Source organism: Rhodococcus sp. 11-3, from assembly GCF_023704055.1.
Classification (GTDB): domain Bacteria; phylum Actinomycetota; class Actinomycetes; order Mycobacteriales; family Mycobacteriaceae; genus Rhodococcus; species Rhodococcus aetherivorans.
This window is the reverse complement of record NZ_CP080406.1, coordinates 4,187,592-4,212,724: the sequence shown is the minus strand read 5'-3', so window position 1 is coordinate 4,212,724 and position 25,133 is coordinate 4,187,592. Positions and strand designations below refer to the sequence as shown.

Sequence of the window (25,133 nt, the reverse complement as noted above, 5' to 3'; positions counted from 1 at the left end):
CGGTGGCGTCGAACATCAGCGACGCGTTGCTGCCCGGTGATCCGGTGGTGATGGGCGGCCCCGTCCGCGGCATGCGGGTGCTCGTTCTCGACGACCGGTTGCGGCCGGTGCCGGTCGGCGTCCCCGGCGAGCTGTATCTGGCGGGAATCCAGGTGGCCCGCGGGTATCTGGGTCGGGCCGGGCTGACGGCCGAGCGGTTCGTGGCAGACCCGTACGCCACCGACGGCAGCCGGATGTACCGCACCGGTGACGTGGTGCGGTGGTTCGGCTCTCCCGGCGACGAGGCGGCCGGTGTGGTCGAGTACGTCGGCCGGGCCGACGACCAGGTGAAGATCCGCGGCTTCCGGATCGAACTCGGTGAGATCGAGGCGGCCCTCGCGCGGTGCGCCGGTGTCGCCCAGTCGGTCGCGACGGTGCGCCGGGACGGGCAGCGTGGTGAGCAGCTCGTCGGGTACGTCGTCCCCGAACCGGGCACCGAACTCGACGGCGCCGCCGTCAGGGATTCCGTGGCGCAGTTCCTGACGAGCTACATGGTGCCGCATGCGGTGGTGGTCCTGGACTCGATCCCGCTGACGCCCGGCGGCAAGCTCGACCGGCGTGCACTGCCGGAACCGGAGCAGGAGGCCCGCGTCTTCCGGGCGCCGACCACCCCGGTCGAGGAGATCGTCGCGCGGGTCTTCGCCGACGTCCTCGGCGTGGACCGCGTCGGGCTGGACGACGACTTCTTCGAACTGGGCGGCAACTCGCTCGTCGCCACGCAGGTCATCTCCCGTCTCGGCGCGGCGCTCGGCGCCACGATTCCGGTGCGGACGCTGTTCGAGGCGTCCGGGGTCGCCGCCCTGGCCGCGCGCCTCGAGCAGGCCGACGCCTCCGGCAGCCGAGCGCCGTTGGTGGCGCGGACCCGACCGGAGCGGGTCCCGCTGTCGTTGGCGCAGCGCCGGATGTGGTTCCTCAACCGGTTCGAACCGGACTCCGCGGTGAACAACATCCCGCTGGCCATCCGGCTGTCCGGACTGCTGGACCGGCACGCGCTGCAGGTGGCGGTCGCCGACGTGCTGGCCCGTCACGAGTCCCTGCGGACGGTGTACCCGGACGCCGACGGGGTGGCGTACCAGCAGGTGCTGCCGACCTCGCGGGTGATTCCCGATCTGTCGCCGATCCCGGTGTCCGAGGCCGAGCTGCTCGGCGAGGTCCTGACGATGGCCTCGGCCGGCTTCGACGTGTCGACACAGGTGCCGTTCCGGGCGCGGTTGTTCGAGGTGTCCGCGACCGAGCATGTTCTCGTCCTCGTCGTGCACCACATCGCGGCCGACGGCTTCTCCATGGGGCCGCTCACGCGTGACGTGGTGGTGGCGTACTCGGCGCGCGCCACCGGTGGGGAGCCGGAGTGGGAGCCCCTGCCGGTGCAGTACGCCGACTACGCGTTGTGGCAGCGGGAGGTTCTCGGATCGGAGGACGATCCGGACTCGGTGATCGCGAGCCAGGAAGCGTACTGGACCGGCGCGCTCGCCGGGCTGCCCGAGCAGCTCGACCTGCCGTCGGACCGGCCCCGGCCGGCGTTCGCATCCAATTCGGGTGCGGTGCACGAGTTCTCGCTCGGACCGGAACTCCATGCCGCGATCGGACGGGTGGCGCGGGAGCGTAACGTCACCCCGTTCATGGTGGTGCACGCGACGCTGTCGGTGCTGCTGGCGCGGTTGTCGGGCACCGACGACATCGCCATCGGCACCCCGGTGGCCGGCCGCGGCGAGCAGGAACTCGACGACCTGGTCGGCATGTTCGTCAACACCCTGGTGCTGCGCACCCGGGTCGAGGGTGGGGAGTCCTTCGCGGACCTGCTCGCGCGGGTACGCGGGACCGACCTCGACGCGTTCGCGCACGCGGACGTGCCGTTCGAGCGGCTGGTGGAGGTGCTCAATCCCGCCCGGTCGACGGCGCGGCACCCGCTGTTCCAGGTGATGCTGTCCTTCCAGAACCAGGCGATGGGGTCCCTCGAGCTGCCGGGCCTGAGCGTCTCGGGCCTCGACTTCGACGCCGCGACCGCCCGGTTCGACCTGCAGTTCTCCCTCGCCGAAACGGCTGCCGAGACAGCCGATTCCGCCGGATACGCGGTCGGGATCACCTATGCGACGGATCTTTTCGATGCGGCGACGGTGGCGGGGTTCGCGGCGCGGTTCGTGCGGGTGCTCGAGGAGGTGGTGGCGGATCCGTCGGTGGCGGTGGGCGACCTGGAGATCCTCGAGCCGGTGGAGCGGTCGCGGGTGCTCGAGGTGTGGAACGACACGGCACATCCGGTGCCGTCGGTGACGTTGGTGGGGTTGTTCGAGGAGCGGGTGCGCCGGTCGCCGGAGGCGGTGGCGGTGGTGTTCGGGGACGAGTCGTTGACGTACGGCGAGTTCGCCGGGCGGGTGCGCCGGTTGGCGCGGCATCTGGTGTCGGTGGGGGTGGGGCCGGAGTCGCTGGTGGGGTTGGCGATGCGCCGGTCGGTGGATCTGCTGGTGGGGATGTACGCGGTCGTGGAGGCCGGGGGCGGGTATGTGCCGGTGGATCCGGATCAGCCGGCCGAGCGCAACGGCTACATCCTCGAGGTGGCGGAACCGGTGGTGGTGCTGACCACGACGCGGGACGGGTTCGAGGCGCCGGGGGAGACGACTGTCCTGTGCGTCGACGCGGTGGACCTGTCGGGGTATTCCGATACGCCGCTCGCGGACGCGGACCGGACGGCGCCGTTGCGGCCGTCGAACACGGCGTATGTGATCTTCACGTCGGGGTCGACGGGCCGGCCGAAGGGTGTGGGCGTCTCGCATGCGGCGATCGTCAATCGTCTGGTGTGGATGCAGGGTCGGTACGGGCTGACCGCCGAGGATGTGGTGTTGCAGAAGACGCCGTTCACGTTCGATGTGTCGGTGTGGGAGTTCTTCTGGCCGTTGCAGGTCGGGGCGCGGCTGGTGGTGGCGGCGCCGGACGGCCATCGTGACCCGGGGTATCTCGCTGCGGTCATGCGCGCACGGTCGGTGACGGTCGCGCACTTCGTGCCGTCGATGCTGGCGGTGTTCGTCGCGGAGTCCGCGGTCGGCGGGATCTCGTCGCTGCGGTACGTCTTCGCGTCGGGTGAGGCCCTCGCCGCAGCCGTCGCCGCCCGGGTGCGGTCGGTGCTGCCGGGTGTGAGCGTGCACAACCTGTACGGGCCGACCGAGGCCGCGGTGGACGTGACGTTCCACGAGGTGACCGACGCGGACGTGGTGTCGGTGCCGATCGGTGCGCCGGTGTGGAACACGCGGGTGTACGTGCTCGACGCCCGGCTGCGCCCGGTCCCGGTGGGGGTGGCCGGGGAGCTGTACCTGGCCGGGGTGCAGCTGGCCCGCGGCTACGTCGGTCGGGCGGACCTGACGGCCGACCGGTTCGTCGCGTCGCCGTTCGGCGCGCCCGGGGAGCGGTTGTACCGCACGGGCGACCTGGTGACGTGGACCGAGGGCGGGGAACTCGAGTACATCGGGCGCACGGACTTCCAGGTCAAGCTGCGCGGCCTGCGCATCGAGCTGGGCGAGATCGAGGCCGCGCTCGTCGAACACACCGAGGCGGCCCAGGCGGTCGCGATGGTCCGCAACGAGCAGCTGGTGGCGTACGTCGTCCCCGCGGCCGGGACGTTCGACCACACCCTCGCCCGCCGTGCCCTCGAGGCGCACCTGCCGTCGTACATGGTGCCGTCGGCGTTCGTGGAACTGGACGCGCTGCCGCTGAACGCGTCGGGCAAGCTGGACCGTAAGGCGTTGCCGGAGCCGGTGTTCGAGGTCAAGGCGTTCCGGGCCGCGACGACTCCGGTGGAGGAGATCGTGGCGGGTGTGTTCGCCGAGGTGCTCGGTCTCGACCGGGTGGGCCTCGACGACGACTTCTTCGCCCTCGGCGGCAACTCGCTGATCGCCACGCAGGTGGTCTCGCGGATCGGTGCGGCGCTCGATGCGTCGGTGCCGCTGCGGCTGCTGTTCGAAACCTCCACCGTCGAAGCGTTCGCCGCGGAGGTCGGCCGCCAGATCGGTACCGGCGCCCGGCGCCCGCTCGAGGCGGCACCGCGTCCCGAGCGGCTGCCGCTGTCGCTGGCCCAGCAGCGTTACTGGTTCCTCAACCAGTTCGACACCTCCTCCGCGGTGGACAACATCCCCTTCGCGGTGCGGCTCCAGGGTGAGCTCGACCTGGCCGCGATGCAGGCGGCGGTCCGCGACGTGATCGGCCGGCACGAGATGCTGCGCACCTACTACCCGGACCCGGACGGCGAGCCGCACCAGATCGTGCTCCCCGTGGACGACGCGCTGCCCGACCTGACGCCGTACGACGTCACCGAGGACGACCTCACCGGCGAGATCGTCGCATTCATGTCCACGACCTTCGACGTGACACGGCAGGTGCCGGTGGCGTCGCGGATCTTCCGGATCACCGACTCCGACTACGTCCTGGCGTTCGTCGTGCACCACGTCTCCGCCGACGGCGCCTCCATGGCGCCCCTCGCGCGCGACGTCACGATCGCCTACGAGGCACGTTCCCGCGGCGAGGCGCCCGGCTGGGAGCCGCTGCCCGTGCAGTACGCGGACTACGCGTTGTGGCAGCGTGACGTCATCGGTTCGGAGGACGACCCCGACTCCGTCGCCGCCGGGCAGGTCGAGTACTGGAAGCGGACCCTGGCCGGTCTGCCCGACCAGATCGATCTCCCGGCCGACCGGCCGCGGCCCCCTCGCCAGAGCTTCCGCGGCGAATCGCTGCACTTCACCGTCGACGCCGACGTCCACCGGGGCCTGCAGGAGCTGGCGCGCCGGCACAACGCCACGCTGTTCATGGTGATCCACGCCGCCCTGGCGACCCTGATGGGCCGGCTGTCGGGCACCGACGACGTCGCGATCGGCACGCCGATCGCGGGCCGGGGCGAGCGGGTGCTCGACGATCTGATCGGCATGTTCGTCAACACGCTGGTCTTCCGCACCCGAGTGCAGTCCGACGTCGCGTTCGACGAGTTCCTGGCCCAGGTGCGCGAGACGGACCTGGGGGCGTTCGCGAACGCCGACGTGCCGTTCGAGCGCCTGGTCGAGGTGCTCAACCCCGTGCGCTCGACGGCCCGCAACCCGCTGTTCCAGGTGGGCCTGTCCTTCCAGAACCTCGCGCAGACGAAGCTGGAGCTGCCGGGGCTGACCGTCTCGCCGACGAACTTCGAACTCGAGCTCGCCAAGACCGACCTGCAGCTGACGGTCTTCGACCGCTACGACGAGGACGGGACGCCCGCCCGCATCGACGCGACGTTCACATGTGCGACGGACCTGTTCGACAAGGGCACCGTGGCCGGTTTCGCGGAGCGGTTCGTGCGGGTGCTCGAGGCGGTCGTGGCGGATCCGTCGGTGGCTCTGGGGGATATCGAGATTCTCGAGGTGGCCGAGCGGGTGCGGGTGCTCGAGGCGTGGAACGAGACCGCTCGTGCGGTCGGGGGTTCGGCGACGCTGGTGGATCTGTTCGACGAGCAGGTGCGGCGCGCTCCCGACGCGCCGGCGTTGGTGTTCGAGGGTGTGACGCTCACCTACGGCGAGTTCGATGCCCGGGTCAATCGTCTTGCGCGGCAGCTTGTTGCGCTGGGTGTGGGGCCGGAGTCGACGGTGGCGCTGGCAATGCGCCGGTCGGTCGAGTTGCTGGTGGGCATGTATGCGGTGGCCAAGGCCGGTGGTGCGTATGTGCCGGTGGATCCGGATCAGCCGGCGGAGCGGACCGGGTACATTCTCGAGGTCGCGGCTCCGGTGGTGGTGCTGACCACCGGGCGGGACGCGTTCGAGGTGCCGGGGGAGAGGTCTGTCCGCACTCTGGAACTCGATGCGGCGGATCTGTCGGTGTTCGCGGACGGCCCGGTCGGCGATGCGGAGCGGTTGGCGCCGTTGCGGGCGTCGAACACGGCGTATGTGATCTTCACGTCGGGTTCGACGGGTCGGCCGAAGGGTGTGGCGGTGCCGCACGGGGCGATCGTGAACCAGTTGGTGTGGAAGCGGGCGGAGTACGAGCTCGGTGCCGACGATGCGGTGTTGCTCAAGACGGCGGCGACGTTCGATCTGTCGGTGTGGGAGTTCTGGTCGGCGCTGGTCTCCGGTGGCCGGTTGGTGATCGCCGCGCCGGACGGGCACCGCGACCCGGGCTATCTGAACGCGCTGGCGGCCGAGCAGGGGGTCACCACCCTGCACGTGGTGCCCTCGATGCTCGAGGCGTTGCTCGTCGAGTCCGGCGGCACGCTGACGAACTCGCTCCGGCAGGTGCTCGCGATCGGTGAGGCATTGCCGGCGGCGACGGCGCGACGGTTCCTGGCGCACAACACGGCCCGGTTGGACAACCTGTACGGTCCGACCGAGGCCGCGGTGTCGGTGACCTTCCACGAGGTCGACGACGCCACCGGGGTGTCGGTGCCGATCGGTGTGCCGGAGTGGAATTCGCGGGTGTACGTGCTCGACGCGCGGCTGCGGCCGGTCCCGGCCGGCGTCACGGGTGAGCTGTACCTGGCGGGTGCGCAGCTGGCGCGCGGCTACCACGGCCGGGCGGATCTGACGGCGGAGCGGTTCGTCGCCTCGCCGTTCGGGGACGGCGAGCGGCTCTACCGCACCGGCGATCTCGTCCGGTGGATCGGGACGGGCGACGGGGGCGGCGAGCTCGACTACGTGGGCCGCGGCGACTTCCAGGTGAAGGTGCGCGGATTCCGCATCGAGCTCGGCGAGATCGAGGCCGCGCTGCGCGGCATCGACGAGGTGCGCGACGTGACGGTGATCGCGCGGGACGACGAGCGTGGGGGCGCGCAGCTCGTGGCGTACGTGGTTCCGGCCGCCGGTGCGGAATTCGATGCGGCGGAGCTCAAGTCGGCCCTGTCGCAGCAGCTGCCGTCGTACATGGTGCCGGCGGCGTTCGTGGTGCTCGAGGCGCTGCCGCTGAACGTCAACGGCAAGCTCGACCGCAGGGCGCTGCCGGCGCCGGTGTTCGAGGCGCGGGAGTTCCGGGCGCCGACCACCGTCACGGAGGAGGCCGTGGCGCGGGTGTTCGCCGAGGTGCTCGGTCTCGAACAGGTCGGTCTCGACGACGACTTCTTCGAGCTCGGCGGCAACTCCCTGCTCGCCACCCAGGTGGCATCCCGGCTCGGTGCCGCGCTCGATGTCCGGGTGCCGATCCGCGCGCTGTTCGAGTCGCCCACCGTCGAGGCGCTCGCCGTGTCCGTCCAGCACCAGAGCGCCGACGCCCGGCGGCCGCTCGAGGCGCGGCAGCGTCCCGAGCGGATCCCGCTGTCGCTGGCCCAGCAGCGGATGTGGTTCCTCAACCGCTTCGACACGGACACCGCCGCGTACAACGTGCCGATGGCGATCCGGCTGACCGGAACGCTCGACGTCGCGGCGCTGCAGGCGGCGGTCGGTGACCTCGTCACCCGGCACGAGATCCTGCGGACCTACTACCCGGAGACGGCCGAGGGCCCGATCCAGGTCGTCGTGCCCGCCGCCCAGGCCGAACAGGATCTCACCCCGATCGCGGTCGGCGAGAACGACATCGTCGCGGCCGTCCGGGAACTCGGCGCCACGACCTTCGACGTCACCATCGAGGTGCCGTTGCGGGTGCGGCTGTTCCGGCTCGCCGCGAACGACCACGTGCTCGCCCTGGTCGTCCACCACATCTCGGCCGACGGTTCGTCGGCGGGCCCGCTCACCCGGGACCTGATGCAGGCCTACATCGCGCGTTCGCAGGGCGAGTTCCCCGCGTGGGCGCCACTGCCGGTGCAGTACGCGGATTACGCGCTGTGGCAGCGGGAGGTCCTCGGGTCCGAGGACGATCCGGACTCGGTTGCGGCGAAGCAGGTGGCGTACTGGAAGAACGCGCTGGCCGGTCTGCCCGACCAGCTGGACCTGCCCACCGACCGGCCGCGCCCGGCGGTGCAGTCCTTCGCCGGCGCCCGGACCGGATTCGCCGTGGATCCGGAGCTGCACGCCCGGCTGATCGACCTCGCCCGTCGCAGCAACACGACGCTGTTCATGGTGATGCACACCGCCCTCGCGGTGTTCCTCGCGCGGATGTCCGACACGGACGACATCGCGATCGGCACGCCCATCGCGGGGCGTGACGAGCGGGCGCTGGACGATCTGATCGGCATGTTCGTCAACACCCTTGTCTTCCGCACGCAGGTCCAGCCGGATGCGGCGTTCGAGGACCTGCTGGCACAGGCCCGCGAGGCCGACCTGGGGGCGTTCGCCAATGCGGACGTGCCGTTCGAGCGGCTCGTGGAGGTGCTCAACCCCGTCCGCTCCACCGCGCGGCACCCGTTGTTCCAGGTGGGCCTGTCGTTCCAGAACGTCGCCCAGTCCCGGCTCGAGCTGCCGGGTCTGACCATCGCGAACGTCGACGCGGACATGCAGATCTCCCAGTTCGACCTGCATCTGATCGTCACCGACCGGCACGCCGAGGACGGTGCCGCGGCCGGGGTGACCGGCTTCTTCACCTATGCCACGGACCTGTTCGACGAGTCCACGGTGGCCGGTTTCGCCCGCCGCTTCCTGCGGTTGCTCGAAGCGGTGGTGGCGGACCCGTCGCTCCCGGTGGGCGATGTGCCGCTGCTCGACGACGCCGAGCGGCTCCGGGTGCTCGAGGGCTGGAACGACACCGATCACGCCGTGGACGCGTCGGTGACCCTGCCCGACCTGTTCGACGCGCAGGTGCGCCGGACTCCGGACGCCACGGCCCTGTTCTTCGAGGGTGAGACGCTCACCTACGGCGAGTTCGACATCCGCGTCAACCGGCTTGCCCGTCGCCTGATCTCGGCGGGGGTCGGCCCGGAGTCGACGGTGGCGCTGGCGATGCGCCGGTCGATCGAGCTCCTCGTCGGCATGTACGCCGTCGCCAAGGCCGGTGGCGTGTACGTGCCGCTCGACCCGGATCAGCCGGCCGAGCGGACCGGGTACATCCTGGATGCCGCGGCTCCGGTGGTGGTGCTGACCGCCGACGCGGTCGAGATCCCGGGGGACAGGTCTGTCCCGCGCCTGGCGATCGACACGGCCGACCTGTCGACCTACGCCGGTGCTCCGGTCACCGACGCCGAGCGGCGGGCGCCGCTGCGGGCGTCGAACACCGCGTACGTGATCTTCACCTCCGGTTCGACGGGCAAGCCGAAGGGTGTGGCGGTGCCGCACGGCGCGATCGTGAACCAGTTGCTGTGGAAGCGCGAGCACTTCGGCCTCGGATCGCAGGACGCGGCGCTGCTCAAGACCGCGGCGACGTTCGACCTGTCGGTGTGGGAGTTCTGGTCGGCGCTGGTCTCCGGGGGCCGGCTGGTGATCGCCGCGCCGGAGGGTCACCGCGATCCCGGCTACCTGAACGCCCTGATGGCCGAGCAGGAGGTCACCACCCTGCATGTGGTGCCGTCGATGCTCGAGGCGCTGCTCGTCGACTCCGACGGGATGCTGCCGAGGTCGCTGCGCCGGGTGCTCGCGATCGGTGAGGCGCTGCCGGCGGCGACGGCGCAGCGGTTCCTGCGACACAACAGCGCGCAGCTGGTCAATCTCTACGGCCCGACCGAGGCCGCGGTGTCGATCACCGCGGGCGACGTGGTGGGCGACGCAGGCGCCTCGGTGTCCATCGGTGTGCCGGAATGGAACTCGCGGGTCTACGTGCTGGACGGGCGCCTGCATCCGGTGCCGGTCGGCGTGTCCGGCGAGCTGTACCTCGCCGGTGCACAGCTGGCGCGCGGCTACCACGGCCGGGCGGATCTGACGGCGGAGCGGTTCGTCGCCTCCCCGTTCGGCGACGGCGAGCGGCTCTACCGCACCGGCGACCTCGTCCGGTGGGACACCACCGGCCGCCTGGAGTACCTCGGCCGCAGCGACTTCCAGGTGAAGGTGCGCGGATTCCGCATCGAGCTCGGCGAGATCGAGGCCGCGCTGCGCGGCGCCGACGAGGTGCGCGACGTGGCGGTGATCGCCCGGGAGGACGACCGGGCGGGCACGCAGCTCGTGGCGTACCTGGTTCCGGAGACGGGCGCGGTGCTCGACATCGCGCACGTGAAGTCCGGGCTCGCCGGCGCGTTGCCGTCGTACATGGTGCCGGCGGCGTTCGTGGTGCTCGAGGCGCTGCCGCTGAACGTCAACGGCAAGCTCGACCGCAAGGCGCTGCCGGAACCGGTGTTCGAGGCGCGGCAGTTCCGCGCTCCGAGCACCCCCGTCGAGGAGATCGTCGCGGGCGTGTTCGCCGAGGTGCTCGGCCTCGCCCGGGTCGGCGTCGACGACGACTTCTTCGAGCTCGGCGGCAACTCGCTGCTCGCCACCCAGGTGGTCTCCCGCATGGGGGCCGCGCTCGACGCGAAGATCCCCGTCCGGGTCGTCTTCGAGGCGCCCACGGTCGAGGCCCTGGCCGTCGCGGTCGAGCAGCACGCCGGCGGGGGCGGTCGTCCGCCGCTGGTGCCGCAGCCGCGGCCGGACCGGATCCCGCTGTCGCTGGCGCAGCAGCGCATGTGGTTCCTCAACCGCTTCGACACCGGGTCGGCGGTCAACAACATCCCGGTGGCGGTCCGGCTGACCGGAACGCTCGACGTGGACGCCATGCGGGCCGCGGTGCGCGACGTCGTCGCCCGGCACGAGGTGCTGCGCACCGTCTACCCGGAGTCCGACGGGCACGCCTTCCAGGTGGTCCTCCCGGTCGCCGAGGCCGCACCCGATCTCACGCCCGAACCGGTCTCCGAGGCCGACCTCGTCGCCCGGGTCACCGAGGTGGTCTCCGCCGGCTTCGACGTCACCGAAGAGATCCCCCTGCGCGCCAAGCTCTTCCGGATCGCCGGCGACGACCATGTGCTGGTGTTCGTCGCGCACCACATCAGTGCCGACGGCTGGTCCATGGCACCGCTGACGCGGGACGTGATGATCGCCTACGTCGCGCGCGCGGCGGGGCACGAACCGGACCGGGCGCCGCTGCCGGTGCAGTACGCGGACTTCGCGTTGTGGCAGCGGCAGGTCCTGGGATCGGAGGACGATCCGGACAGCCTCGTCTCCGCGCAGGCCGACTACTGGAAGCGGACGCTCGCCGGCCTGCCCGACGAGCTGAACCTGCCCACCGACCGGCCGCGGCCGTCGGTGCAGGCCTTCGAGGGCGGCACGGTCGAGTTCCGCATCGACGCGGCCACCCACCGGCAGGCCGCCGACCTCGCCCGGCGCAGCGGCACGACGCTGTTCATGGTCATGCACACCGCCCTCGCGGTGTTCCTCGCGCGCATGTCCGCCGCCGACGACATCGCGATCGGCACGCCGATCGCCGGCCGCGGTGAGGCCGAACTCGACGAGATGATCGGCATGTTCGTCAACACCCTGGTGCTGCGCAGCCACATCGACGCCGACGCCGGGTTCGCCGAGCATCTCGGGCACATCCGCGAGAGCGATCTCGAGGCGTTCGCCCACGCGGATCTTCCGTTCGAGCGGCTCGTCGAGATCCTCAACCCCGAGCGGTCCACGGCCCGGCACCCGCTGTTCCAGGTCGCCATGTCGTTCGAGAACCTCCCCGAGACCGGACTCGAGCTGCCCGAGCTGAGTGTGTCCACGGTGCCGTTCGACGTGGACAGCGCCAAGTTCGACCTCGCACTGACCCTGCGGGAGCACACCACCACCGAGGGCGGACCGGACGGGATCTCCGCCGAGTTCTCCTACGCGCGGTCCCTGTTCGACGCCGGCACCGTCGAGGGGTTCGCCGCCCGCTTCGCGCACCTCCTCGACGCGGCGTTGGCCGACCCGGCCCTGCCCGTCGGTGACCTGCCGCTGCTCGCGCCGCACGAGCTCGAGCGGCTGACCCACGTCCGCGGCACCGACGTCGTCAGCGGCGGAACCCTCGCCGACCTCCTCACGGCCGGCGCGTCCCTGGACCCGGACGCCACCGCCGTGCGGTACGAGGGACGGTCGATCACCTACCGCGAGCTCGACGAGGACTCGTCCCGGCTCGCGCGGCTGCTGGTCGAGCGCGGCGTAGGCCCCGAGAACATCGTCGCCGTGGCGTTCCCGCGCTCCTACGACATGGTCCGTGCGGTGTGGGCGGTGGCGAAGGCCGGCGCCGCACACGTGCCGGTCGATCCGTCGTACCCGCCGGAGCGCGTGCGCTACATGCTCTCCGATTCCCGTGCGGCCCTGGGTATCACGGGAACCGCACACCGGGCCGGCCTGCCCGACGACGCCGAGTGGCTGGTCGTCGACGATCCCGGTCTCGCACCGGACGTCGCGGCCCGCTCGTCGGCACCGATCACCGACGCCGACCGTGTCCGGCCGCTGCGCCCGCAGCACCCTGCCTACCTGATCTACACGTCGGGTTCGACGGGCCGGCCCAAGGGCGTCGTGGTCACCCACACCGGCCTCGGTGGGCTGCTGGACACGATCATCGACCTGTACGGCCTGACGTCCCGCTCGCGGTTCCTGCACATCATGTCGCCGAGCTTCGACCCGTCGGTGATGGAGTGGATCGCGGCGTTCTCCCAGGGCGCGACGCTGGTCGTCGTGCCGTCGACGATCATCGGCGGCCCCGACCTCGCGGAACTGTTCCGCACCGAACGCCCCACCCACACGATCATCACCCCCGCGGTGATCGGCACCGTCGACCCCGAGGGCCTCGACAGCCTCGAGGTGGTCGTGGTCGGTGGTGAGGCCCTGCCGCCGGAGCTGGTGAACCGGTGGGCGCCCGGCCGCACGCTGCTCAACGGCTACGGTCCGACCGAGGCGACGGTCATCTCCACCTATGCGCACGTGCGGCCCGGGGATCCGATCACGATCGGCGGCCCCGTGCGCGGCACGACCGCCCTCGTCCTCGACTCGCGGCTGCGGCCCGTCCCCGTGGGTGTCGCGGGTGAGCTGTACCTGTCGGGTGCCGCCCTCGCCCGCGGCTACCACCGGCGCACGGTGCTCACCTCGGAACGGTTCGTCGCCGATCCGTTCACGGCGGACGGCGGGCGGATGTACCGCACCGGCGACATGGTGCGCTGGCGCGTCATGGACGACGACCGGCTCGAACTCGAGTTCGTCGGGCGCAGCGACTTCCAGGTCAAGGTGCGCGGTTTCCGCATCGAACTCGGCGAGATCGACTCGGCGCTGACGTCCCACGAGACCGTGGAGTTCGCGGCCACGCTGGGCCGCACGACGCCCTCCGGCGGAACCGTGCTCGTCTCCTACGTGCTGCCGAAGGCGGGCGCGACGATCGACACCGCCGCGCTGACCGAGTTCGTCGGCCGCTCGCTGCCGGCGCACATGGTGCCCTCCGCGCTCGTCGTGCTCGACAAGATCCCGCTGACCCCTGTCGGCAAGCTCGATCGCGACGCGCTGCCCGAACCGGAGCTCGAGGAGCGCGAATTCCGGGCCGCGAGCAATGATCTCGAGGAGATCATCGCCGAGGTGTTCGCCGAGGTGCTGCGCCTCGACCGGGTCGGCGTCGACGAGTCGTTCTTTGCGCTCGGGGGCGACAGCATCGTCTCCATCCAGCTGGTCTCGCGCGCCAAGGCCCGCGGCGTCGTGTTCACGCCGCGTGACGTGTTCGAGCGCCGGTCGGTCGCCGGTCTCGCCGAGGTCGCGACCCGCACCACCGCGGGCGAGGGCCCCGGCGGGCTGAAGGAACTGCCCGGCGGCGGCGTCGGCGAGGTGCCGCTCACGCCGATCATGCGCGAGGTGCTCGGCTGGGGTGGCGGGTTCGACCGCTTCTCCCAGTCCGTGGCGGTGACGCTGCCTAAGGACATCGACCGGGACGTGCTGGTGCGCACCATCGGCGCCGTCGTCGACCACCACGACGCGCTGCGGTCGATCCTCGAGCACGACGCCGACGGCGCCCCCGTGCTGCGGGTGCGTGCCGCGGGCACGGTCGACGCCGACGAACTCGTCACCCGCGTCGAGGTGCCCGCCGACATCGACGCCGCCGCGCTCACCGCGGTCGCGTCGCGCGAGCTCGACGCCGCGCTCGACCGGCTCGCGCCCACCGAGGGACGGGTGCTGCGGTTCGTGTGGTTCGACTTCGGACCCGGCGAACGCCCCGGCGTGCTGCTCGTCGTCGCCCACCATCTCGTGGTCGACGGCGTCTCCTGGCGAATCCTGCTGCCCGACCTCGCCGTCGCGTGGGGCCAGGTGGCGGCGGGACAGGACGTCGCGCTGCCGCCGGTCGGCACGTCGCTGCGCCGCTGGGCCCACGGTCTGGTGGACGCCGCGCGCGCGCTCGAACGCCGGGCGGAGCTGGAGCTGTGGCGGTCGGTGCTCGACGGGTCGGACCCGCTGCTCGGCGGCCGCGCGTTCGACCCGGCGGTCGACGTCGCGTCGACCGTGCAGCGTCTCGACGTGAACATCCCCGCGGCCGACACCGAGGCGCTGCTGACCGCGGTGCCCGCGCTGTTCCACGGCAGCGTCAACGACGGGCTCATCGCCGCGCTCGGCCTGGCGCTGACCCGGTGGCGGCGCGACCGCGGCGTCGACGCGACGTCCGCGCTGCTGAAGTTCGAGGGTCACGGCCGCGAGGAGTCGGTCGTGCCGGGTGCGGACCTGTCCCGCACCGTCGGCTGGTTCACCAGCGCGCATCCCGTGCGGGTGGACCTGACCGGCATCGACGTCGACGACGCCTTCGCCGGCGGCACCGCCATGGGATCCGCCGTCAAGGCCGTCAAGGAACAGCTCCTGGCGATCCCGGACAAGGGCATGGGCTACGGCCTGCTGCGCCACCTCGATCCGGTCGGCTCGCAGATCCTGTCCGCATACACCACCCAGCCGCAGGTGAGCTTCAACTACCTCGGCCGGGTGTCCGCCGCGGACGTGCCCGAGGAACTCGCCGCGATCGGCTGGGTTCCGACGGACGCGCTCGGTGGGGTCGACGCCGCCCTCGACGCGGACATGCCCGCCAACGCCGTCGTCGACATCAACGCGATCGTGTCCGACGGTGCGGACGGACCGCAGCTCGCGGCCGGATTCGCCTTCCCGACCGGCCTTCTCGGCCCGGACGAGATCGAGTCCCTCGCCGCCTACTGGGTGGACGCGCTCGCGGCGCTGGCCCGGTACGCGAGCGAGCCCGGCGCCGGCGGCCTGACCCCGTCGGACGTGCCGCTCGTGTCGGTGACCCAGCAGGACCTCGAGGCGTGGGAGGCGCGCTTCCCGTCGGCGACCGACGTATGGCCGCTGTCCCCGCTGCAGTCGGGCCTGCTGTTCCACGCCCTCATGGACGAATCCAGCGTGGACGTCTACACGATCCAGGCCGTGCTCGACCTCGACGGCGTGGTCGATCCGCAGCGGCTGCGCGGTGCGGCGCAGGCGCTGCTCGACCGGTACCCGAACCTGCGGACGGTGTTCGTCACCGACGCCGCCGGTGCCCCGGTGCAGGTGGTGCTCTCCGACGTGCGGGTGCCGTGGCGTGAGGCCGACCTGTCGCAGCTCGTCGCCGCCGAGGGCGTGCGCGCGACGGTCCCGTTCTGGCGGGAGGAGCAGGCGCGCCGGTTCGCGATGGACGAGGCGCCGCTGATCCGGTTCGTCCTCGCGTCGCTCGGCGACGGCCGCTACCAGCTCGGCGTGACCGTGCATCACATCCTCATCGACGGCTGGTCGATGCCGCTGCTGATGCAGGACATGATGATGCTGTACGCCACCCGCGGGGATGCGTCGCCGCTGCCGCGGGCCCGCTCCTACCGGTCGTTCCTGGCGTGGGTCGCCGAGCGTGACCTCGACGCCTCCCGCGCCACGTGGGCCCGGGTGCTCGACGGGTTCGAGGAGCCGACGCTGCTCGCCCCGGCGACCGACCGGCACCCCGGCGCCGAGGGCGCCGACCGCGTGCGGCTGCTGCTCGACGACGCCCGCACGGCCGAGATCGCCTCGGCCGCGGCCCGGCTCGGCGTCACCGTCAACACCCTCGTCCAGGCGGCGTGGGGCGTGCTGCTCGGCCGGTCGACCGGACGCGACGACGTCGTCTTCGGCGCCACCGTGTCGGGCCGGCCGGCGGACCTGCCCGGCGTGGAGTCGATGGTGGGCCTGTTCATCAACACCCTGCCGGTGCGGGTGACGTTCGATCCGCAGGAGCCGATCGAGCGGTTCCTGCAGCGCCTGCAGCAGGAGCAGGCCGAGTTGCTCGAACACCATCATCTGGGTCTCACCGAGATCCAGCGGGTCGCCGGGCCGACCGTGGCGTTCGACACCCTCACGGTGTTCGAGTCCTACCCGCTCGACGAGAAGGGCCTGGCCGACCAGGCGGCGTCGATCGACGGCATGTCGGTCACCGGCGTCGGCACGAACGACGCCACCCACTACCCGCTGAGCCTGTTCATCCATGTCGGATCCGGCATGGAACTCGACCTGCGCTACCAGCGCAGGCTGTTCGACGTGCAGCAGGTCGAGACGCTGCTGTCGCGGTTCGTGCGGGTCCTCGAAGCGATCGCACAGCAGCCGGCGCTGCCCGTCGGCGACGTCGATCTGCTCGACGCGGCCGAACTCGAGCAGATCCTGCACGGGTGGAACGACTCGGACCACGCCCTCGACGGCACCGAACTGCTCCTGTCCCGGTTCGAGGCGCAGGCCCGGCGCACCCCGGATGCGGTGGCGCTGGCCTACGAGGGTGCCGAGCTGACGTACGCCGAATTCGGCGCCCGCGTCAATCGCCTCGCGCGGCACCTGATCTCGCAGGGGGTGGGGCCGGAGTCCCTGGTGGGCCTGGCGATCCGGCGGTCGTTCGACCTGCTGGTGGGCATGTACGCGATCGTCGAGGCCGGCGGCGCATGGGTGCCGATCGATCCGGATCACCCGGTCGACCGTGTCCGGCACATCCTCGACACGGCCGACCCGGTGTGCATCGTCACGACCGCCCGCGACGAGTTCACCGTTCCCGACGGGCTCACCGTCGACGCCGTCCTCGTCGACGAGCTGGATCTGTCGGCGGTCTCGGACGCGCCCGTCACCGACCGGGACCGGCGTGCGCCGCTGCGCCCGGACAACACGGCCTACGCCATCTTCACGTCCGGCTCGACCGGCCGGCCCAAGGGCGTCGCCGTCACGCACCGCGCCATCGTCAACCAGACGGCGTGGATGCTCGACGAGTTCGAGATGACGGCGCAGGACGTCTACCTGCAGAAGACGGCCACGACGTTCGACGTGTCGCTGTGGGGCTTCTTCATGCCGCTGAGCGTGGGGGCGAAGCTGGTCGTGGCGACACCCGACGGCCACCGCGACCCGGTGTACGTCGCGGACGTCATCGCCCGCGAGAAGGTGACGATCACCGACTTCGTACCGTCCATGCTCACGGTGTTCGCCGCCCACGTCGACCGGGAGTCGTGCGCCACGCTGCGGCACATCTTCGTGATCGGCGAGGCCCTGCCGCCGGAGACGATCGAGGGCGTGCGGCGCATCAGCACGGCCGCGATCGACAACCTCTACGGCCCGACCGAAGCGGCGGTGTCGGCCACCTTCTGGCAGGCGCCGGCCACCGGACCGGTCGACGTGGTGCCGATCGGCGTCCCGGAGTGGAACGTGCGGGTGCTGGTCCTCGACGGCCGGCTGCGGCCGGTGCCGGTCGGGGTCCCGGGTGAGCTGTATCTGGCGGGCGTGCAGCTGGCCCGCGGCTACGTCCGCCGCCCGGACCTGACCTCCGACCGGTTCGTCGCGAACCCGTTCGGGGCGCCGGGGGAGCGGATGTATCGCACCGGCGACCTGGTCACCTGGAACGAAACCGGGGAACTCGAGTACATCGGCCGCACCGACTTCCAGGTGAAGTTCCGCGGTCAGCGCATCGAGCTCGGCGAGATCGAGACGGCGTTGCTGGCGCACGAGTCGGTGAACCAGGCCGCGGTGCTGGTGGTGCCGACCCCGACCGGCGACCAGCTCGCCGGCTATGTCGTTCCCGCGCCGGGCCACGAGGTGGACGCGGGCGAGGTGATCGCGTTCGTGACGCGGACGCTGCCGTCGTACATGGTGCCCGCGGCGATCGTGGTGCTCGCGGAGTTCCCGCTGAACACCTCGGGCAAGCTCGATCGCAAGGCGCTGCCCGCGCCGACGTTCGCCGCGCGGGAGTTCCGGGCCCCGACGACTCCGATCGAGGAGATCGTCGCGGGCATCTTCGCCGAGGTCCTCGGCGTGGACCGGGTCGGTCTCGACGACGACTTCTTCGCGCTCGGCGGTAACTCGCTGATCGCCACGCAGCTGGTGGCGCGCCTGGGTGCGGCGCTGGATTCGCGGGTGCCGGTGCGGGTGCTGTTCGACGCCTCGACGGTCGAGGCGCTCGCGGCGCACGTCGAGCAGCACGCCGGATCCGGCGGGTCCGTGCCACTGGTGGCCGGGCCGCGGCCGGAACGGGTGCCGCTCTCGCTCGCCCAGCAGCGCATGTGGTTCCTCAACCGCTTCGACCCGGAGTCGGCGGCCTACAACCTGCCGGTGGCGCTGCGGCTCTCGGGCCGGTTGAACGTCGCGGCGCTGCAGGACGCGATCCGGGACGTGTTCACCCGGCACGAAGTGCTGCGCACGGCGTACCCGGAGACCGACGACGGCGCGGTCCAGGTCGTGCTGCCGGTGACGGCGGTGGTCCCGGACCTGACACCGGTCGTCACCACCTGGGACGAGGTCGCCGATCGGATCCGCGAGCTGGCCTACACCGGCTTCGACGTGACGTCGGAGGCCCCGATCCGGGTGCGGTTGTTCGCCGTCGGCGAGGACGAGATGATCGTCGCCTTCGTCGTCCACCACATCTCGGCGGACGGCTCCTCGATGGGGCCGCTCACCCGCGATCTCGTGGCGGCGTACGTCGCCCGGTCGACCGGGAACGCTCCGGACTGGGCACCGCTGCCGGTGCAGTTCGCCGACTACGCCCTGTGGCAGCGGCGGGTGCTCGGCGACGAGAACGACCCGGCGTCGGTGGCCGCGAAGCAGGTGACGTACTGGAAGCAGGCCCTGGCGGATCTGCCGGACCAGCTGGATCTGCCGACCGACCGGCCGCGACCGGCCGTGCAGTCCTTCGCGGGCGGGAAGATCGACTTCACGATCGACGCCGACCTGCACCGGCGGCTGGTCGAGCTGGCGCGGGGCCGGGGGGCGACGCTGTTCATGGCCGTCCACGCCGCGTTCGCGGTGCTGCTCGCGCGGCTGTCGGGCACCGACGACATCGCGATCGGCACGCCGATCGCCGGCCGCGGTCAGCGTGAACTCGACGATCTGATCGGCATGTTCGTCAACACGCTGGTCTTCCGCACCCGGGTCGAGCCCGGCGAGTCCTTCGCCGACCTGCTCGACCAGGCGCGGGAGCGGGACCTGCAGGCCTTCGCGAACGCCGACGTGCCGTTCGAGCGGCTCGTGGAGGTGCTCAATCCGGAGCGGTCGACGGCGCGGCATCCGCTGTTCCAGGTGGGCCTGTCGTTCCAGAACCTCGCGACGACGAGCCTCGAGCTGCCGGGACTGACCGTCTCCGGTGTGGACGCGGACCTGCAGACCTCGCAGTTCGACCTGCATCTCGTGGTCACCGACCGGTACGCCGACGACGGCGCCCCCGAGGGGATCACGAGCGTGCTCACGTACGCCACGGATCTGTTCGACGAGCCGACCGTCGTGGTGTTCGCGGAGCGGTTCGTGCGGGTGCTCGAGGCGGTCGTGGCGGATCCGTCGGTGGCTCTGGGGGATATCGAGATTCTCGAGGTGGCCGAGCGGGTGCGGGTGCTCGAGGCGTGGAACGAGACCGCTCGTGCGGTCGGGGGGCCGGCGACGCTGGTGGATCTGTTCGACGAGCAGGTGCGGCGCGCTCCCGACGCGCCGGCGTTGGTGTTCGAGGGTGTGACGCTCACCTACGGCGAGTTCGATGCCCGGGTCAATCGTCTTGCGCGGCAGCTTGTTGCGCTGGGTGTGGGGCCGGAGTCGACGGTGGCGCTGGCGATGCGCCGGTCGGTCGAGTTGCTGGTGGGCATGTACGCCGTGGCCAAGGCCGGTGGTGCGTATGTGCCACTGGACCCGGATCAGCCGGCGGAGCGGACCGGGTACATTCTCGAGGTCGCGGCTCCGGTGGTGGTGCTGACCACCGAGCGCGACGGCTTCGTGGTACCGGGACAGACGATCCCGACGCTCACTCTCGACACCCTCGACCTCGACGAACTGTCGGACGCTCCGGTCCCCGATGCGGAGCGGTTGGCGCCGTTGCGGGCGTCGAACACGGCGTATGTGATCTTCACGTCGGGTTCGACGGGTCGGCCGAAGGGTGTGGCGGTGCCGCACGGGGCGATCGTGAACCAGTTGGTGTGGAAGCGGGCGGAGTACGCGCTCGGTGCCGACGATGCGGTGTTGCTCAAGACGGCGGCGACGTTCGATCTGTCGGTGTGGGAGTTCTGGTCGGCGCTGGTCTCCGGTGGCCGGTTGGTGATCGCCGCGCCGGACGGGCACCGCGACCCCCGCTACCTCGCCGCGCTCATGGCCGAGCGGTCCGTGACCACCCTGCACGTGGTGCCGTCGATGCTCGAGACGCTCCTCGTCGACGGCGAGGACCGGCTCCCGGCGTCGGTGCGACGGGTGCTCGCGATCGGTGAGGCGTTGCCGGCGGCGACGGCGCGACGGTTCCTGGCGCACAACACGGCCCGGTTGGACAACCTGTACGGTCCGACCGAGGCCGCGGTGTCGGTGACCTTCCACGAGGTCGACGACGCCACCGGGGTGTCGGTGCCGATCGGTGTCCCGGAGTGGAATTCGCGGGTGTACGTGCTCGACGCGCGGCTGAATCCGGTCCCGGCCGGCGTGCCCGGCGAGCTGTACCTGGCGGGTGCGCAGCTGGCGCGCGGCTACCACGGCCGGGCGGATCTGACGGCGGAGCGGTTCGTCGCCTCGCCGTTCGGGGACGGCGAACGGCTCTACCGCACCGGTGACCTGGTGCGGTGGGATCCGGCGGGTCGCCTGGAGTACGTCGGACGCACGGACTTCCAGGTCAAGATTCGCGGTTTCCGCATCGAGCTCGGCGAGATCGAGGCCGCGCTGCGCGGCGTCGACGGTATCCGGGACGTGGCGGTGATCGTCCGCGAGGACGACCGGGTCGGACCGCAGGCGATCGCCTACGTGGTGCCGCAGCCCGGCGTCGTGCTCGACGTCGCCGACGTGAGCACGCAACTCGGGCGGGACCTGCCGTCGTACATGGTGCCGGCGGCGTTCGTGGTGCTCGAGGCGCTGCCCCTGAACGTCAACGGCAAGCTCGACCGCAGGGCGCTGCCGGCGCCGGTGTTCGAGGCCCGGGAGTTCCGGGCCCCGACCACCGTCACGGAGGAGGCCGTGGCGCGGGTGTTCGCCGAGGTGCTCGGTCTCGAACAGGTCGGTCTCGACGACGACTTCTTCGCCCTCGGCGGCGACAGCATCGTCTCGATCCAGCTGGTCTCGCGCGCGAAGGCCCGCGGCGTGGTGTTCACCCCGCGGGACGTGTTCGAACGCAAGACCGTCGCGGGTCTGGCGGAGGTCGCCACCCTCACCGGCGGTGGGGCGGGTGCACCCGCGGAACTGCCCGGCGGCGGTGTCGGCGACGTCCCGCTGACGCCGGCGATGCGTGACGCGCTCGACGCCGCCGACCACGTCGAACGACTCGCCGTGGCCACGGCGGTGATCCTGCCCTCCGGCGTCGACCACGATGCCCTGGCCGGGGCGATCGGCGTGCTCGTCGACCATCACGACGCGCTGCGTGCGATCGTCGAGCACGACGCCGACGGCGCCGTCGCCCTGCGGGTGCGTGCCACCGGCACCGTCGACCCGGAAACCCTGCTGGCGCAGGCGGAACCGGCAACGGACGCGGCCGACGACGTGCGGGCCCGCGCCGAGCGGGCCCTCGGGGCGGCCGTCGAGCGACTCGACCCCGCCACGGGCCGGATGGTGCAGTTCGTCCGCATCGACGACGGGCGCGGCGAGACGCTGCTGATCGTCGCCCACCGTTTCGTGGCCGACGACGCGTCCTGGCGCATCCTGGTCGACGATCTGGCCGCCGCGTACGACGCCCTCGCGGCCGGACGCCCGGTGGTGCTGCCCCCGGTCGGTACCTCCCTGCGCCGCTGGGCGCACGGGCTGGTCGAGGCGGCCGGCCGGCCCGAGCGCCGCACGGAACTCGCACTGTGGCGCTCGATCCTCGACGGACCGGACTTCCCGATCGGGAACCGCCCGCTCGACCCGGCCGTCGATCTCGGCGCCACGGTCGAGCACGTGCGCGGCACCGTCCCCGCCGCGGACACGGAGGCGCTGCTCACCGCGGTGCCCGAGCGGTTCCACGGCACCGTCCGCGACGGTCTGGTCACCGCGCTCGGCCTCGCGCTGGTGCGGTGGCGCCGGGACCGGGGCATCGACGAGACGTCCACGCTGCTCGCGGTGGACGGGGACGGACGCGACGCGGCCGTGGTCCCCGGTGCCGACCTGTCCCGGACCGTCGGATGGTTCACCACCGTATTCCCGTTCCGTGCCGGGTTCGAGGGAATCGACCTCGACGACGCGTTCGCCGGGGGACCGGCGATGGGCGCCGCCGTCAAGGCGGTCAAGGAACAGCTGCGGGCCCTGCCCGACGGTGGTGCCGGCTTCGGTCTGCTGCGGCACCTCGACCCCGATTCCGCCGGGGAGCTCGGCGCTCCGCGGCCGCAGGTTGCGTTCCACTACGGCGAGCCGGTCCCGGGCGGCGCGTGGGCGCCGGCCGATGCGTTCGGCGACCTCACGGTCCGCCCCGCCGGCCTGCCCGTCACCGCGACGATCGACGTCGCGGCGACCGTGTCGTACCGCCCGGAGGGCCCGCAGCTCGAGGCGCGCTTCGGTTTCCCCGCCGGGGTGGTCGAGCGCTCGGAGATCGAGGAGCTGGCACAGCACTGGCATGAGGCCCTGGCTGCGCTGGCCCGCCACGTCCGCGAGCCGGGCGCCGGGGGCCTGACCCCGTCGGACGTGCCGCTCGTGTCGGTCGCCCAGCACGACCTCGACGTGTGGCAGTCGCGGTACCCGTCGGTGACCGACGCGTGGCCGCTGTCGCCGCTGCAGGCGGGTCTGCACTTCCACGCGCTCATGACCGAGGCGAGCGTGGACGTCTACACGATGCAGGCGGTGCTCGAACTCGGCGGTGCGGTCGATCCGGAGCGGCTGCGCGCCGCGGCGCAGGCGCTGCTGGACCGGTACCCGAACCTGCGGACGGTGTTCGTCACCGACAGCGGCGATCCCGTGCAGCTGGTGCTGGGTGACGTCGACGTGCAGTGGCGGCACGAGCACCTCGGCGGCCTCGCCGAGGACGCCCGCGACGCCGAGCTGGCCCGCATCCTGCGCGACGAGCAGGTCCGGCGCTTCGACCTCGGCACCGCCCCGCTGATCCGGTTCCTGTTCGTCGACGTGGCCGAGGGCCGCTCGCTGCTCGCGGTGACGGTCCACCACATCCTGCTCGACGGCTGGTCCATGCCGGTCCTCATGCAGGACCTCATGGCGCTGTACGTCACGCACGGGGACACCACCGCGCTCCCGGCCGTCCGCTCCTACCGGGAGTTCCTCGAGTGGCTGGCGGAGCAGGACCGGGAGGCGTCGCTCGAGGTGTGGGCGAAGGCACTCGCCGGCGTCGAGGAGCCGACCGTCCTCGCCCCGTCGGTGCGGCATCCCGACGCGGACGCCATCTCCTCGGTGCACGTGGTGTTCGACGAGGAACGCGCCGGGGCGGTGACCGCCCTGGCCGCGAGCCTCGGGGTCACCGTGAACACCCTGGTGCAGGCGGCCTGGGCGGTGCTGCTCGGCCGGATCGTGGGACGCTCCGACGTGACCTTCGGCGCCACCGTGTCCGGCCGGCCGGCCGAGCTGCCCGGCGTCGAGTCGATGGTCGGCCTGTTCATCAACACTCTGCCGGTGCGGGTGGACACCGATGACGACGAGACCGTCGCGCAGCTGCTGCGCCGCGTGCAGGCACAGCAGGCGGAACTGCTCGGCCACCACTACCTGGGTCTGACCGAGATCCAGCAGCGGGCGGGCGGGCGGATCGGATTCGACACGCTGCTCGTGTTCGAGTCGTACCCGATCGACCGGGCCGCGCTGTCCTCCGCCGCCACGGACCTCGACGGCATGACCGTCACGGACGTCCGGCTCGACGACGCGACCCACTACCCGCTGACGCTGCTCACCCTCGCGCAGTCGGAGATCGTGTTCACCTTCAAGTACCTGGAGCGGTACTTCGACGAGACGGAGGTGACCGTGCTCTCGCAGCGGTTCGTGCGGGTCCTCGACGCCTTCGTGGCCGACGCCCAGGCGGCGGTGGGGGACATCGACCTCATGGACGCCGCGGAGCGGGCACACCTCGTCGCCGAGGCCGAGCCGGCGCAGGCTCCGGCCGCGAGCACCGGCCGCACGCTCGCCGCCGTGCTGGCCCACGTGGTCGAGGAGGATCCGGAAGCCCCGGCCGTGGCCGTCGACGGCACCGAGGTGCCGTACCGCGAGCTGGACGCGCGGTCGTCGCGGCTGGCGCGGCTGCTCATCGCGCGCGGCATCGGCACCGGCGACGTCGTCGCCGTCGCCGTCCCGCGGTCGGTGCAGTCGGTGGTGGCGCAGTGGGCGGTCGCCAAGACCGGCGCGGCCCTGCTGATGGTCGATCCCGGCGGCCCGTTCGTCGGGGCGCCGGGCGCCGCAGGGGTGACGCTGGGCTTGACCGTGGCGGAACTCACCGCCGGCCTGCCCGGCACCGTCACGTGGCTGCCGCTCGACGACGAGCAGCTGCGCGCCGAGCAGGCGGCGCAGGCCGCACACCCCGTCTCGTACGCGGACCGGCTCCGGGTCGTCGGGTCCGAGAGCCCGGCCCTGGTCACCGCGACCCGCACGTTCACCCAGGCCGAGCTGATCGACCGGATCGGCGAGCTGCGCGAGCAGTACGGCCTGACCTACGAGTCGCGCAGCGCCGCGGTCGGGTCGACCGCGGCGGAGGCCGGTGCGCTCGAGCCGCTGCTGGTCACGGCCACCGGCGCGACGGTCGTCGTGGTGCCCGAGGGCGCCGACTCGGGGGAGGCACTCGACGCCGCCCTGTACGACGAGTGGGTCACCCACGCCCACCTGACCGCCGACGCGCTCGACACCCTCGAACCCGGGGGGCTCGAGGATCTGGCGGTGGTGGTCGTGGTCGATCGGGCGCCGGAGGACCTGCTCGAGCGGTGGCGCACGGCCCATCGGGTCGTCGTCGCCTGA

Annotated in this window: 1 protein-coding gene (only partly in view); it reads left to right on the top strand. The window is 72.0% G+C overall.

Annotation, left to right across the window (positions count from 1 at the left end; translation table 11 throughout):
• On the top strand, positions 1 to 25,133 hold the 3' portion of the coding sequence (locus KZJ41_RS19515) for a non-ribosomal peptide synthase/polyketide synthase (protein ID WP_251549433.1). It extends 4,411 nt beyond the left edge of the window; the window shows 25,133 of its 29,544 coding nt (coding positions 4,412-29,544); its start codon lies beyond the left edge, outside the window; its stop codon occupies positions 25,131 to 25,133.